Source organism: Mycobacterium sp. NPDC050041 (assembly GCF_049541695.1).
Taxonomy (GTDB): Bacteria; Actinomycetota; Actinomycetes; order Mycobacteriales; family Mycobacteriaceae; genus Mycobacterium.
The window spans coordinates 352,688-366,112 of the sequence record NZ_JBMVDG010000001.1 but is presented as its reverse complement, the minus strand read 5'-3'; the positions used below and the strand labels follow the sequence as shown (position 1 = coordinate 366,112).

Genomic DNA, 13,425 nt, shown 5'->3' with positions numbered 1-13,425 from the left:
GCTACCGCTTGCCCGGGCGGCGGGCGCCCTTGGCGATGCCGAGACCCTTCACCGGGGCCTCGTCGCCCACGACGCGGGCCTCGCCGCCGTCGGATCCGTTCGCGTCCGATCCGTTCGACGACGGCTCGGCAGGCGCCGGGTCGGCATGGGCCTCGCCGTTGGTCTCCGGCGTCGGTTCCGGCGTCGCCTCAGGCGCGGGCGTGCTGGGCGCGGCCTTCTTGGCCGGCGCCTTCTTCGCCCCCGGCCGGCGGGCGCCTGCGGCGATGCCGAGTCCCTTGACCTCGGGCTCCGGACGGGCTTCGTGCTCCTCGAGGCCGCGATCCGAGTCGGCGGTGTCGTCCGGTTCCGTCCCGGCCTCCACCTGATCGGGGTCGACGTTGGCGGGCTGCACGACCGTGGCCTCACCCTCGTTCGGCGACACCTTCTTCGCGGGCGCCTTCTTCGCGCCCGGGCGGCGTGCGCCCGCGGCGAGGCCGAGACCCTTGACCTCGGGCTCCGGCGTGGCAGGCGCCTCCGCCTCGGCCTTGGCCTCTGCGGCAATCGGCTCGGCCTTGGCCTCTGCGGGTGCGGCGGCGGTCTTCTTGGCGCCGGGTCGCTTGGCGCCGCCGGCCAGGCCGAGGCCCTTGACCGGTGCGGCGGCCGGCTTGTCGGCGGCGGGTGCGTCGGCCTTGGCCTCTGCGGGTGCGGCGGCGGTCTTCTTGGCGCCCGGTCGCTTGGCGCCGCCGGCCAGGCCGAGGCCCTTGGCCGGTGCGGGCGCAGGCTTCGTCTCGGTCTTGGCCTCCGCGGGTGCGGCGGCGGTCTTCTTGGCTCCGGGCCGCTTGGCGGCACCGGCCAGGCCGAGGCCTGTCACCGGCTTGACCTCGGCGGCGTCGTCCGCCTCGGCCGGTGCGCCGGCCTCTTCGGCTTCCTCCTCGACGGCAGGCGCCGCGGAGACGGTCTTCGCGGCGACCTCGGCGCGCTCCTCGGCCTGCTTGGCAGCGGTGCCCTTCTCGGGCAGCGTGACCGAGCTCTTGTCGATCGAGCCCAGCAGCAGCTGCGCGACGTCGAGCACCTCGACCTTCTCGATGTCCCGGGCGGAGGCGACGTCGTCGACACCGTCGGTGATCATCACGCGGCAGAACGGGCAGCCGGTGGCGATCGCCGACGCGCCGGTGTCGATGGCCTCCTCGGTGCGCTCGGTGTTCACCCGCTTGCCGATGTGTTCTTCCATCCACATGCGTGCGCCGCCGGCGCCGCAGCACAGGCCGCGGTCGGCATGGCGGGGCATCTCGGTGAGCTTGGCTCCCGAAGCCCCGATCAGCTCACGCGGGGCGCTGTACTCCTTGTTGTGCCTGCCGAGGTAGCACGGGTCGTGATACGTGATGTCCTGGCCGCTCGGGCTGCCGTCGACACCCGTGACCGGCACCAGCTTCTTGTCGCGCACCAGCCGGTTGAGCAGCTGCGTGTGGTGCAGCACGGTGTACGTGCCGCCGACCTGGGGATACTCACGGCCCAGGGTGTTGAAGCAGTGCGGGCAAGTGACGACGACCTTGCGGTCCACCCGCTCGACGCCCTCGAACAGGCCGTTGAGCGTCTCGACGTTCTGCGCGGCGAGCTGCTGGAAGAGGAACTCGTTACCCGAGCGACGGGCCGAGTCGCCGTTGCAGGTCTCGCCCTCGCCCAGGACGAGGAACTTCACGCCCGCGGTGGCGAGCAGTTCGGCGACGGCCTTGGTGGTCTTCTTCGCCCGGTCCTCGTAGGCGCCGGCGCAGCCGACCCAGAACAGGTACTCGAAGCCCTCGAAGGTCTCGACGTCCTTGCCGAACACCGGCACGTCGAAGTCGACCTCGTCGATCCAGTTGGTGCGGTCCTTGGAGTTCTGTCCCCAGGGGTTGCCCTTGTTCTCCAGGTTCTTGAACAGCACGCCGAGCTCACCGGGGAACTCCGACTCCATCATCACCTGGTAGCGGCGCATGTCGACGATGTGGTCGATGTGCTCGATGTCGACCGGGCACTGCTCGACGCACGCGCCGCACGTGGTGCATGACCACAGCACGTCGGGGTCGATGACGCCGCCCTGCTCCAGGGTGCCGACCAGGGGACGGGTGGCCTGCAGCGGGCTGTCGGCGGGGATGCGCTCGAAGCCGGATTCGGGAACGTGCTCGTGGGAGTGTTCCTCGCTGTGCTTCTCGCCGCGCGCCTCTTCGCCGAGGCCGCCCTCCGGGGTGTTCTCGAGCGGGCTCTCCTTGCCGTCGAGGAAGTACGGCGCCTTGGCGAACATGTGGTCGCGCAGGTTCATGATCACGAGCTTGGGCGACAACGGCTTACCGGTGTTCCAGGCCGGGCACTGCGACTGGCAGCGGCCGCACTCGGTGCAGGTGGTGAAGTCGAGGAAACCCTTCCAGGTGAAGTCCTCGATCTTGCCGCGGCCGAGCACGGCGTCCTCGGCGGGATCCTCGAAGTCGACCGGCTCACCCTTGGACTCCACCGGCAGCAGCGGGCCCAGGCCGTCGGGCATCCGCTTGAACGTGACGTTGATCGGCGCCAGGCCGATGTGCAGGTGCTTGGAGTGCAGCACGATCAGCAGGAACACCAGCATCACGGCGATGTGCCCGAGCAGCGCGATCGTCTCGATCCACTCGTTGGCAGTGACGCCGAGCGGGCGCATGATCCAGCCCATGGCCTGAGAGAAGAACGCGCCGTTGCCGTAGGGCAGGTTGCCGACGACGGCCGCCGCGCCGCGGACCAGGGCGTAGGTCCAGATGACGTTGAAGATCATGAACAGGATCAGCCAGGCGCCACCGGTGTGCGAGCCGTAGAAGCGCGAGTCGCGGCCGTGCTTCTTGGGTTCGCGGACGATCCGGATCACGGCGAAGGTCGCGATGCCGGCCAGCACCATGACGGCGAAGAAGTCCTGCAGGAAGCCCAGCGCATCCCAGCGGCCGACGAACGGGATGTGGAAGTCGTGGTCGACGAGCAGGCCGAACGCCTCGACGTAGACCGAACCCAGGATGAAGAAGCCCCACATCGTGAAGAAGTGCGCGATGCCGGGGATCGACCACTTGAGCAGCCGGGTCTGCCCGAAGACCTCTTCGAACTGCGTGGTGATGCGCTTCTTGAGGTTGTCCTTGCGGTTGTTCGCCTCGCTCGTCGGCTGACCGGAACGGATCAGTTTCGTGAGCCAGAGGAACCGCTTCACCGCGAGCGCGCCGACCACGGCGATCATCAGAACCCCGGCGATGATTCTGATCAGCATCTGCGTGTCCACGCGCGCCTCCCCGGCTAGGTAAGTTACTCAACGGTAACTTAGACGATGTTACTCGTCAGTAACTTAGGCTATGTGCCTGCTCATAGTGACACCCCGGCCCTGGGCGCCGCCACGAAGGTTGACCTAACTAGTCGGTCGGTTACCCCTGCGGCGCCAGCATCGCCCGCAACATCGAGAGCATCTCCGAGCGCGACTCGGCGCCGAGGCGGCGACGGATCCGGGCGACGTGATGCTCGACGGTCTTCGCCGAGATGAACAGCTGCGCGCCGATGTCGCGGTAGGGCATGCCGAGCAGCAGGAGTTCGGCGACCTCCCGCTCGCGGTCCGAGAGCCGCGAGGAGGCGGGCGCCGACGCCGGGGTCGACGACGGTGTCCGCAGAGGTTGAGGCAGGTCGGTGGCGTGGATCTCGACATCGTCGCTTCCGACGGACTGCTTCAGGTCCCGGGCCAGCTGCAGCATGGCCTGAGAAACCCGGCCGTCGGGTGTCTGCAGCGCCGCCTGCCCGGCCAGCCTGGTGGCATCCCAGGTCAGACCGAACTGCGACAGCGACCGCGCCGCCGCCGTCACCTCGGTGACGTCGACATGGTTGGCCAGCACCCGCAGCCAGGTGCGACCCGCAGTGGCCAGCGACTTCGCGAAGGCACTGCTCCCGGCCGCCGCGGTGAGGGCCTGGCCGTGTGGGGCCACCGCATCGGGAGCATTGGCCAGGATCCCCGCATGCACTCCGGACCAGTGCAGCGGCGTCGACCACAACACCGGATTGCCGAGCGACTCGAGCAGCCCGAAAGCCTCCGCGAGCGGATGCGCCAGCCGGTCCACCTGACGCATCCGGGCGGCCGCCACCCACAGCTCACCCAGCGGAAGCAGGGTGAACAGGTCCACCGAGTACTCGGCGAGCACCTCCATCGCGGCGTACCAGTGCTTCTGCATGGCGCCGCTGTCGCCGCTGCGCCGGGCGATCGCCGTCTGCAGCGCCGCCGACCACAGCGCGTCGCGCCGGTGCAGGGTGGCGTTCGCCGTGCCCGCCACGCCGGCCGCCGCCGCGCCGAGCTGGCCGTCCTGCATCCGCACCCAGCCCGCCAGCAGGCGGTGTCGGTGGGTGACGAAGATCTCACCGTCGGCGCCGTCGGTTTCCCGGACCGCGCGGCCGATCACACTTCGCGCCCGCACGGGGTCACCGCCGTGCATCGCCGCCAGGGTGACCAGCGCAGCCGGGGTGTCGGGCGCGACTACGGGTGAACCGCGCTCGGCGGTGATCGCCTGGCTCAGCCGTGCGACCGCAACGGGATACGGCTGGTCCAGCGACTGCATCAGACCTTCGGCCAGGCTGCGCGCCGCCCGCGCCGTCGACGTCGGTGGCCCGACGCTGTCGGCGGTGAGCACCGTGCGCGCCGTGACCGGGTCACCCGCGGCCACCGCGACGACGGCGCCCGCCGCACTGACGACCGCGTCGGGGTAGGGGCCCAGCCAGCGGAACAGGTCGGCGGCCTGCGCGGCGCCGCCGTCGTGCACCGCGATGCTGGCCGCGACACGCACCGCGGCGGCCCGTTCGGCCGGGTCGTCAGAGGCCAGCAGCTCGTCGGCGAGGCGGCTCGCAGTGGAGCAGTCGCCGGTGAGCGCCAGGGCGTCGGCCAGGCGGGCGTCGAGCGCGGTGGCGCCGGCGTCGGCGGCCGCCCGGTAGAGCCGCGCGGCGCGGGCCGGTTGGCCACGGACCCGGCCCGCGAGTTCGGTGAGCGCGGCGGCCAGCCGCTCGTCCCGCAGCCCGTGTTCGGCCAGCTGAAGCGCGAGATCGGCTGTCAGCGTTGACATCTCGATCTGGGTGCCGAGCAGGGAGATCTCGATCTCGTGATGCCGCGCCGCGCCCGCGATCTGCGCGGCGCCGTGGTGCACCGAACGCAGGAAGGCCGGGTGGTGCGACGGGTCGATCAGGCCGCTGGCGCGCGCGCCGTCGACGAGGTCGAGCGCGACGGCCTGGCTCACCCGCAGCGCCGCCGCCACGTCGTCGGGCCCGAGGTCCGCACTCAGCGACGACACCAGCAGGGTGTCGAGGACCGGTCCGTCGACCCGGCGCAGGCGCTCGGTCAGCGCGACCGCACCGGCCCTGCGGATCGCAGCGGGAGCGGTGGCCGCGGCGCTCAGCCCGTCGGCGGCCAACGCGGCGCGCAGCAGGAACGGCACTCCGCCGGTGGCGGCGGACAGCGCCCGCACCAGCTGCGCCTGCGGCGCCACGCCCAGCGCGGCGGCCGCGGCGCGGTGCACGTCGGCCGGACCGAGCGGGCCGAGCGCGACCACCGGGTTCTCCCGGGCGAGCGCGGTGCTCAGCGACTGCAGCGCGGCATGCCGCAGGCGTGCCTCCGCCGACACCACCACCGTCGAGGCGGGATCGGCCGCCCGGTCGGCGATCAGGTCGAGTTCGGCGTCGCCGAGCAGGTGCGCGTCGTCGACGACGAGCGCCGCGTCGGCCGGGTCCTCAGGACGGGGCGGGCGGGTGAGCACCGTGCGGCCCGCGTCGCGCAGCGCGGCCCGCACCGCGGCGAGGACAGCACTCTTCCCGGTGCCGATGCCGCCGGAGACCAGCACCTTCACCGGCGCGGTCGGGGCGGCGAGCAGCGCGGTGACGAACGCGCCCGCGGCCGGCGGAACGTCGGTCAGGCGGTCCGGCGCCGGGTTGGGCATCGGCGGGTCAGGCGCCGTCGCCCGGCACGATCACCGTGGTCGGCGGATCCGGCGGATCGGGCGGGTCCGGAGGATCGGGCACTACGGAGGTGGTGGGCGGCGGCTGCGTCGTCGTCGGCGGGGTCGTGGTGGGTGGCGTCGTCGTGGTCGTCGTCCGCGTGGTGGTCGTCGTGGTCGCGGTCGTCGTGGTGGTGGTCGGCGACGTGGTGCTCGTCGGCGACGTGGTGGTGGTGCTGCTCGGTGGTGGCGGAGGCGGTGGCTGGCTCACCGTCGTGGTGGCACGGCCGTCGGGCCCGACGGTGACGGTGGTGACCGGCGGCGGCAGCGGAGCCGGCGATGGCTCCATCGAATAGGTGGTGCTGGTCTCGGTGACGGGGCCGGAATCGCCGGTGCTGCTGGTCAGCGTCACCGCGAGGCCACCGATCGCCGCGAGCGCGGCCACCGCGGCGGCGCCGAACAGGATCGGCGGCCGCTTGTACCAGGGCAGCGGTTCGGGTTCGGGCGGATACTGCTCCTGCTCGCCGCCGGGGGCGAAGGCGATCGGAGGTCGTGCGGCGCCGGTGCCGGCGTCGACGGTGTAGTCCTCGCCCGCGTAGGGCACCGGCTCCTCGGTCGGTGCGTCGTCCTGGGACCAGGCCAAGGCGCGGAAGGTGGCCGACGACGCTCCGTCAGATGCGGACTCGGCCGCCGCCAGTCCCGCCGCGCCCGCGGCCCATGCCGCCGGCGCCATACCCGTCGGCGCATCTGCGGCAGGGGCCAGTCCGGTCGGCGCGTCGGCGGGGATGGGCGCCATCCCGGTGGGTGCGTCGGCGCTGAGCCCGCGGCCGGCCACCAGCGCCGCGCCCGCCGCGATGTTGAGCTGTGACTGCGGGGTGGTGACGACGGGTGCGCGCAGTCGCTCCGACAGCTGCTGGGTGACCAGCGGGATGTGGGCGCCGCCGCCGACAGTCGCCACCGCCGAGACGTCTGCGGGCGCAATGTTGTTGCGCCGCAACGTGTCCTCGACAGCCGCCAGCACACCGGCCAGCGGTCCGGCGATGAGTTGCTCGAGTTCGGCACGCGTCACCCGGAAGTCCGTACGCACACCCGGCAGCTCGGCGGGCACCACCGTCGCGGTCTCCGCGGACAGCCGCTCCTTGGCCTGCCGGCACGCATCGCGCAGACGGGCCAGCGAACTGACCGCCGCGGTGCCTGCCGGGTCGGCGTCGTTGGCGTCGGCCAGACCGGAGATGACGTGGTTGAGCAGCAGCTGATCCACGCCGTCGCCGGAGAAGTCGGTGTGACGGACGGTCTGGCCGACGGCGTCGAGGTTGGCCGACGCGTCGGCGAGCGTGATGTTGGTGCCACTGCCGCCGAAGTCGCAGAGCACGACGACACCCGTGTCGGGCAGTCCGGGTGCGGCCTGCAGCGCGGCCAGTGCGGCCACCGAGTCGGGGATGAGTGCGGCCGGGGAGCCGTCGGAGGCGAGACCCGGATGGTTGCGCAGCGCCCCGCGCAGCGCGCCGACGGTCGCGGGACCCCAGTGCGCGGGGACCGCGATCGCGACCGGGGCGCCGCCGCCCGCGGTGCGCGCCATCGAGTCAAGCGCCTCGGCCAGCACCTGTTCGCCGCGGTGAGCCGAACCGTCGGCCGCCACCAGCGGCACGGGATCGCCGACGCGGTCGACGAACCCGCTGAGCACCATCCCGGGGGAGGTGCGAGGCGGGTTCTCGGCGGCCAGCCCGACCTCGGGCGGGCGGTCGTCGAAAACGGTGAGAATCGACCGGCGCATGACCGGATCGCGGCCGAAGCGGGCCGCGACGAGATTGGTCATTCCGATCGACAACCCCAGCGAGTCGGTCATCTACTGTCACTCCTGCTGTCTCGGCCGGTGTTCACCTTAGCGGCTCGGCCCCCGAAGTCGCGGAACATCCCCCTAGTGGCGCGAATCCCCTAACGCGCCGTCCCCTAACGGCCGCGCCGCGAGGCTGGGTTCGGCACCGATCCCGGGGCGCACCTGCGCCGATAGCATCGTGGGACATCGGCGAACCGCCGAAGGACACCGACATCATCAAGGGGGACGGGCAGTCATGGCCAACTCGCTTCTCGACTTCGTCATGTCGCTGGTGCGAGACCCCGACGCCGCGGCACGCTACACCGCCGACCCGGCCGGTGCCATCGCCGACGCGAACCTGACCGACGTGACGAGCGTCGACGTCGACAACCTCATCCCGGTGGTGTCCGAATCGCTGTCGATGACCGGTCCGACCAGCAGCTTCGATGCCTTGGGCGCCGAAACGGCGGGCAACGTCTGGGCGAGTGGCGCGGCCACCGCGGCGTTCGACGCCTTCGGCGATCCGGGCGCAGGCCCCGCAATCCACGACACCGGGACCGTGATCACCGACGTCGCCGACGACTCGGCCGGTCAGCTGACGGATGCCGGGCTGGACGACCTCGACGGCACGATCGCCGACCCGGCCGCGCAGTTCGACACCGCCTTCGCCGATGTGCCTGCCGGCACCGCCGCCGACTTCGCCGCCGATTGGGGGCAGGCCCCCGCCGAGGACCAGCTGCCCGGCGCCGACGGCCAGGGATTCGACCTCTTCGACTGACCCGCCCGATATCTCCCCTTCACCCGCACGGACGTCTGTCCGTGCGGGTGAAGTCGTTTGAGCAGCGAAAACATGTCGTAGCCGACTGGCTGCGCCGTTCACCCCCGGGTATCCCCTAATCCCCTAACGGGGCTGATGCGGGGAACCCAGTACGGAGGCTTTGGGGGATGGGAGGCGACCCCGTTCCCCGGTGGTCCCGGAATCCATAACGTTGTCGCCAGAACGCCGGAACGCCCGGCGGGCAACCACCTCCCAGAGTCCGCGAGGACACGCCGGGAAAGACAGAAAGGAAGTTCCATGAACCTCATCGACTTCATCCTCGACCTCTTCCGCAGCCCGGTCGAGGCGGCCCGCTTCGTCGCCGACCCCGACAGCGCACTGCGCGACGCCGGTCTGCCGAACGTGACGGCCCAGCAGCTGGCCTCGGTCGCGGCCACCGCCGCTCCCGCCGGCTACGCCCTCGGCGGCGGCGACCCGATCGTCGGCCTGCAGCGCGCGGTCGCCGATCACCACCAGCTGGCCAGCAACATCGCCTCGCCGTTCTCGCCGCAGACCTCGTTCGCGCCGACCACGGAGTTCGCCAGCCGCAATGACACCGACCTGCTGAGCGGCAACAACGTGCCGATCGCCAGCCCGGATCAGAACGCCGGCGCCAACGCCCAGAACGGCGCGTTCAACCTGGGCTTCGGTGACATCACCCTCGGTGACAAGACCAGCAACACCGCCACCAACGGCGGCGTCGTGGTCGGCGGCGACAACGACGGCGACATCGTCAGCGGTGACGGCGCGGTGCTCGGCGACGGCAACACCACCAGCAACGGCGACATCCTCGCCGGGTCCGGCTCGAACGTCGTCGTCGGCAAGGACAACGAGGTCGAGGACAACTCGCAGACCGCGGGCGGCGACCTGATCACCGACAACGACGCGCCGGTGATCAACGACGTCGACATGAGCGGCGGCAGCGGCGGCGGTGCCGTCGGTGGCGGCGACACACTGCTCGGCGTCGGGGTCGGCAACGGCAACGCGGCCGGCGGCGACGGCGGCTCGGCGGGCTCGATCATCATCACCGACACGAGCACCAACACCGGCAACACCGAGGTCGGTGGCGACTTCGGTAGCGACAACACCGAGGACAACTCGACCAACACGTCGGTGCAGACCGAGGTCACCACGTCCACGGAGAGCTCGATCGAGGACAACTCGTCGACCTACGAGTCGAACATCGGCTCGGGCAACGACACCGCGATCGGCTCGGGCAACACCACCGAGTTCGAGACCAACACCGACATCGCCTCGAACAACGACGTCGCCTCGAACAACGATCTGGACGCGTTCTGATCGACATGACCGCGTGACGCAGCTGGCGGGGACCGCAACGGTCCCCGCCAGTTCGCGCGTCTACCGTGAGATCGACCGAGGGAGAAGGGCCCCATGACGCAACCGAACGACCCGCGCAAGGTCAAGGTGATCGTCGAGCTCATCGACCACACCAGCAAGATCGCCGCGACCTACGAGCGGGGCGACCTCGTCGACCGGCTGGCCAGGGCCAAGGGGCGCATCAGCGATCCGCAGATCCGGGTGGTGATCGCGGGTCAGCTCAAGCAGGGCAAGAGCCAGCTGCTCAACTCGCTGCTCAACATGCCGGTGGCGCGGGTGGGCGACGACGAGTCGACGGTGCTGGCCACCGTGGTGTCGTACGGCGAACAGGCCTCCGCCCGCCTGGTGGTCGCCAATCCGGACGGCGAGGAGCCCGACCTGGTCGAGATCCCGCCCGCGGACCTGCGCAACGACCTGCGCCGCGCGCCGCAGGCCGGCGGCCGCGAGGTGCTGCGCGTCGAGGTGACCGCTCCCAGCCCACTCCTCAAGGGCGGCTTGGCGTTCGTCGACACCCCGGGGGTCGGCGGGCACGGCCAGCCGCACCTGTCCGCGACGCTGGGCTTGCTGCCCGACGCCGACGCGATGCTGATGGTCAGCGACACCAGCCAGGAGTTCACCGAACCCGAGATGACGTTCATCCGGCAGGCCGTCGAGATCTGCCCCGTCGCCGTCATCGTCGCGTCCAAGACCGACCTCTACCCGCACTGGCGGCAGATCGTCGACGCCAACTCCGTGCACCTGCGTCGCGCGGGCATCTCCACGCCGATGATCCCCGCGTCGGCGCAGTTGCGCAGTCACGCCATCCAGCTCAACGACAAGGAGCTCAACGAGGAGTCGAACTTCCCGGCGATCGTGAAGTTCCTGTCCGACCGGGTGCTCAGCCGCGAGAACGACCGGGTACGCGACCACGTCGTGGACGAGATCCGGGCCGCCGCCGAGCATCTGGCGATGGCCGTGGACTCCGAGCTGTCGGCGTTCAACGATCCGCAGGCCCGCGGCCGGCTGACCGAGGAGCTGGAACGGCGCAAGCAGGAGGCCCAGGACGCGCTGCAGCAGACCGCCCTGTGGCAGCAGGTGCTCAACGACGGCATCACCGACCTCACCGGCGACATCGACCACGACCTGCGGCACCGGTTCCGCAACATCGTGGCGCACACCGAGAAGGTGATCGACTCCTGCGACCCGACCCTGCAGTGGGCCGAGATCGGCGCCGAACTCGAGAACTCCGTCGCCACCGCCGTCGGCGACAACTTCGTGTGGGCCTATCAGCGGGCCGAGGCGCTGGCCGCCGAGGTGGCCCGCACGTTCATGGAGGCCGGACTGGACGCGGTGCAGATGCCCGCCATCGACGCCCGCGACATGGGCGCCGGGTTCGGCGAGTTCAAGTCGCTGGCCCGGCTGGAGGCCAAGCCGATCAAGACCGGGCACAAGATCGTCACCGGTATGCGCGGTTCCTACGGCGGCGTGCTGATGTTCGGCATGCTCACCTCGTTCGCCGGGCTCGGGATGTTCAACCCGCTGTCGCTGGGCGCCGGCTTCATCCTCGGCCGCAAGGCCTACAAGGAGGACATGGAGAACCGGATGATGCGGGTGCGCAACGAGGCCAAGACGAACATGCGCAAATTCGTCGACGACGTCGCGTTCGTGGTGTCCAAGGAGTCCCGCGACCGGCTCAAGGGCATCCAGCGCCAGCTGCGCGACCACTACCGCGACATCGCCAACCAGACCACCCGTTCGCTCAACGAGTCGCTGCAGGCCACCCTCGCCGCCGCCAAGCTCGAGGAGAACGAGCGCAACGCCCGCGTCAAGGAACTCGAGCGTCAGCGCAACATCCTGCGCCAGGTGATCGACCACTGCGAGAAGCTCGGCGCCGTCGGCGAGCCGGTCGGCGCGCCCAGCAACTCCTAGCCCGGGCGCCGCGTCGACCGCGTGCGTGCACTGCGCGCCCGGCGGGTGCCTAAGCTGGACAGCCGACATGAGCACGAGCGATCAGGTGCGGGCGATCCTGGGCGGCACCATCAGTGCCTACCGGGCCGATCCGGCGTACCGCGACCGTCCCGACGTGCACAACGAGCTCGACCGGATCGGCCGCAGACTCAACCAGCCGATCCGCATCGCGCTGGCCGGGACGTTGAAGGCGGGCAAGTCCACACTGGTCAATGCGCTGGTAGGGGAGGACATCGCGCCCACCGACGCCACCGAGGCCACCCGGATCGTCACCTGGTTCCGGCACGGGCCCACTCCCAAGGTGACCGCGAACCACCGCGGCGGCCGCCGATCGAACGTGCCGATCGGGCGCGGCGCGCAGGGCTCGCCGGACCACCGGGGCCTGACATTCGACTTCGCCCGGCTCGACCCCGAGGACGTGGTGGACCTCGACGTCGAGTGGCCCGCCGCCGAACTGATCGACACCACGATCATCGACACCCCCGGCACGTCGTCGCTGTCGCGGGACGTCTCGCAGCGCACGTTGCGGCTGCTGGTGCCCGACGACGGCGTGCCGCGGGTCGACGCCGTGGTCTTCCTGCTGCGCACCCTCAACGCCGCCGACATCGCGCTGCTCAAGCAGATCGGCGAGCTGGTCGGCGGTTCGTCGGGCGCACTCGGCGTCATCGGGGTGGCGTCCCGGGCCGACGAGATCGGTGCGGGCCGCATCGACGCGATGATGTCGGCGAAGGACGTCGCCAAGCGGTTCACCACCGAGATGGACAAGACGGGCATCTGCCAGGCCGTGGTGCCGGTGTCGGGGCTGCTCGCGCTCACCGCGCGGACCCTGCGGCAGAGCGAGTTCGTGGCGCTGGAGAAGCTGGCCGGTGTCGACGCGGCCGAGCTGGCCAAGGCGATGCTGTCGGTGGACCGTTTCGTGCGCGAGGACTCCTCGCTGCCCGTGGACGCCGCCACCCGCGCGGCGTTGCTGGACCGGTTCGGGATGTTCGGGGTGCGGATCTCGATCGCGGTGCTGCGGGCCGGTGTGACCGACTCGGTGGCGCTGGCCGACGAACTGCTCGAGCGCAGCGGACTGGTCGCCCTGCGTGACGTCATCGACCAGCAGTTCGCCCAGCGGTCCGACCTGCTCAAGGCGCACACCGCGCTGATCTCACTGCGACGCTTCGTCGAGCACCATCCGATCTACGCGACGCCCTACATCGTCGCCGACATCGATCCGCTGCTTGCCGACACCCATGCCTTCGAGGAGCTCCGGCTGCTCAGCCAACTGCGTTCGCGGCCAACCACGTTGAACGAGGACGAGATCGTCTCGCTGCGGCGCATCATCGGCGGGTCGGGCACCGACGCCGCCAGCAGGCTGGGCCTGCAGCCCGACGCCCCCTACGACGGACCGAGGGCCGCCTTCGCCGCCGCCCAGCGCTGGCGCCGCCGCGCCGATCACCCCCTCAACGACCCGTTCACCACCAGGGCCTGCCGGGCCGCCGTGCGCAGTGCGGAGGCCATGGTCGCGGAGTTCGCCGCCCGCGGCCGCTGAGCCGGTGAAATCGGTCGCCCGACCCGCATAACGAATCGCGGTCCCGCGGCGA

Annotated in this window: 7 protein-coding genes; 4 read left to right on the top strand and 3 right to left on the bottom strand. The window is 71.1% G+C overall.

The genetic code is table 11. The features are described from left to right. Window position 1 precedes the first annotated feature (1 nt). The 3 genes from ACPCHZ_RS01920 to ACPCHZ_RS01910 form a co-directional block, all read right to left on the bottom strand. Window positions 2–3,247: a heterodisulfide reductase-related iron-sulfur binding cluster gene (locus ACPCHZ_RS01920; protein WP_423483184.1), complete on the bottom strand. Its 3,246-nt coding sequence runs from the start codon at window positions 3,245–3,247 to the stop codon at window positions 2–4. Between the two features lie 139 nt (window positions 3,248–3,386). Continuing rightward, window positions 3,387–5,924, bottom strand: a complete 2,538-nt coding sequence (gene iniR / locus ACPCHZ_RS01915; RefSeq protein WP_423483183.1) for an isoniazid response ATPase/transcriptional regulator IniR — start codon at window positions 5,922–5,924, stop codon at window positions 3,387–3,389. Window positions 5,925–5,931: 7 nt separating this feature from the next. Then, window positions 5,932–7,767 carry an Hsp70 family protein gene (locus tag ACPCHZ_RS01910; protein WP_423483182.1) on the bottom strand — a complete coding sequence of 612 codons (1,836 nt, stop codon included), beginning with the start codon at window positions 7,765–7,767 and terminating at the stop codon, window positions 5,932–5,934. A 226-nt stretch (window positions 7,768–7,993) separates the two neighbouring features. On the opposite strand from ACPCHZ_RS01910, the gene ACPCHZ_RS01905 reads away from it, so the two are divergent. From ACPCHZ_RS01905 to ACPCHZ_RS01890, 4 genes are all read left to right on the top strand, one after another. Continuing rightward, window positions 7,994–8,515, top strand: a complete 522-nt coding sequence (locus ACPCHZ_RS01905) for an Rv0340 family IniB-related protein (RefSeq protein ID WP_423483181.1) — start codon at window positions 7,994–7,996, stop codon at window positions 8,513–8,515. Between the two features lie 297 nt (window positions 8,516–8,812). Next, on the top strand, window positions 8,813–9,853 hold the full coding sequence (locus tag ACPCHZ_RS01900; protein WP_423483180.1) for an IniB N-terminal domain-containing protein: 1,041 nt from the start codon (window positions 8,813–8,815) through the stop codon (window positions 9,851–9,853). A gap of 93 nt (window positions 9,854–9,946) precedes the next feature. Next, on the top strand, window positions 9,947–11,800 hold the full coding sequence (iniA, locus tag ACPCHZ_RS01895) for an isoniazid-induced dynamin-like GTPase IniA (protein ID WP_423483179.1): 1,854 nt from the start codon (window positions 9,947–9,949) through the stop codon (window positions 11,798–11,800). 67 nt (window positions 11,801–11,867) lie between these two features. Further along, a complete protein-coding gene (locus tag ACPCHZ_RS01890; RefSeq protein ID WP_364977138.1) occupies window positions 11,868–13,373 on the top strand; it encodes a dynamin-like GTPase family protein in 1,506 nt (501 codons plus the stop codon). The last annotated feature ends 52 nt before the right edge of the window (window positions 13,374–13,425 follow it).

Bases quoted from the DNA above. Each gene is read 5' to 3' on its own strand.
- iniR (WP_423483183.1), bottom strand. From the start codon at position 5,924: ATGCCCAACCCGGCGCCGGACCGCCTGACCGACGTTCCGCCGGCCGCG.
- ACPCHZ_RS01910 (WP_423483182.1), bottom strand. From the start codon at position 7,767: ATGACCGACTCGCTGGGGTTGTCGATCGGAATGACCAATCTCGTCGCG.
- ACPCHZ_RS01905 (WP_423483181.1), top strand. From the start codon at position 7,994: ATGGCCAACTCGCTTCTCGACTTCGTCATGTCGCTGGTGCGAGACCCC.
- ACPCHZ_RS01900 (WP_423483180.1), top strand. From the start codon at position 8,813: ATGAACCTCATCGACTTCATCCTCGACCTCTTCCGCAGCCCGGTCGAG.
- iniA (WP_423483179.1), top strand. From the start codon at position 9,947: ATGACGCAACCGAACGACCCGCGCAAGGTCAAGGTGATCGTCGAGCTC.
- ACPCHZ_RS01890 (WP_364977138.1), top strand. From the start codon at position 11,868: ATGAGCACGAGCGATCAGGTGCGGGCGATCCTGGGCGGCACCATCAGT.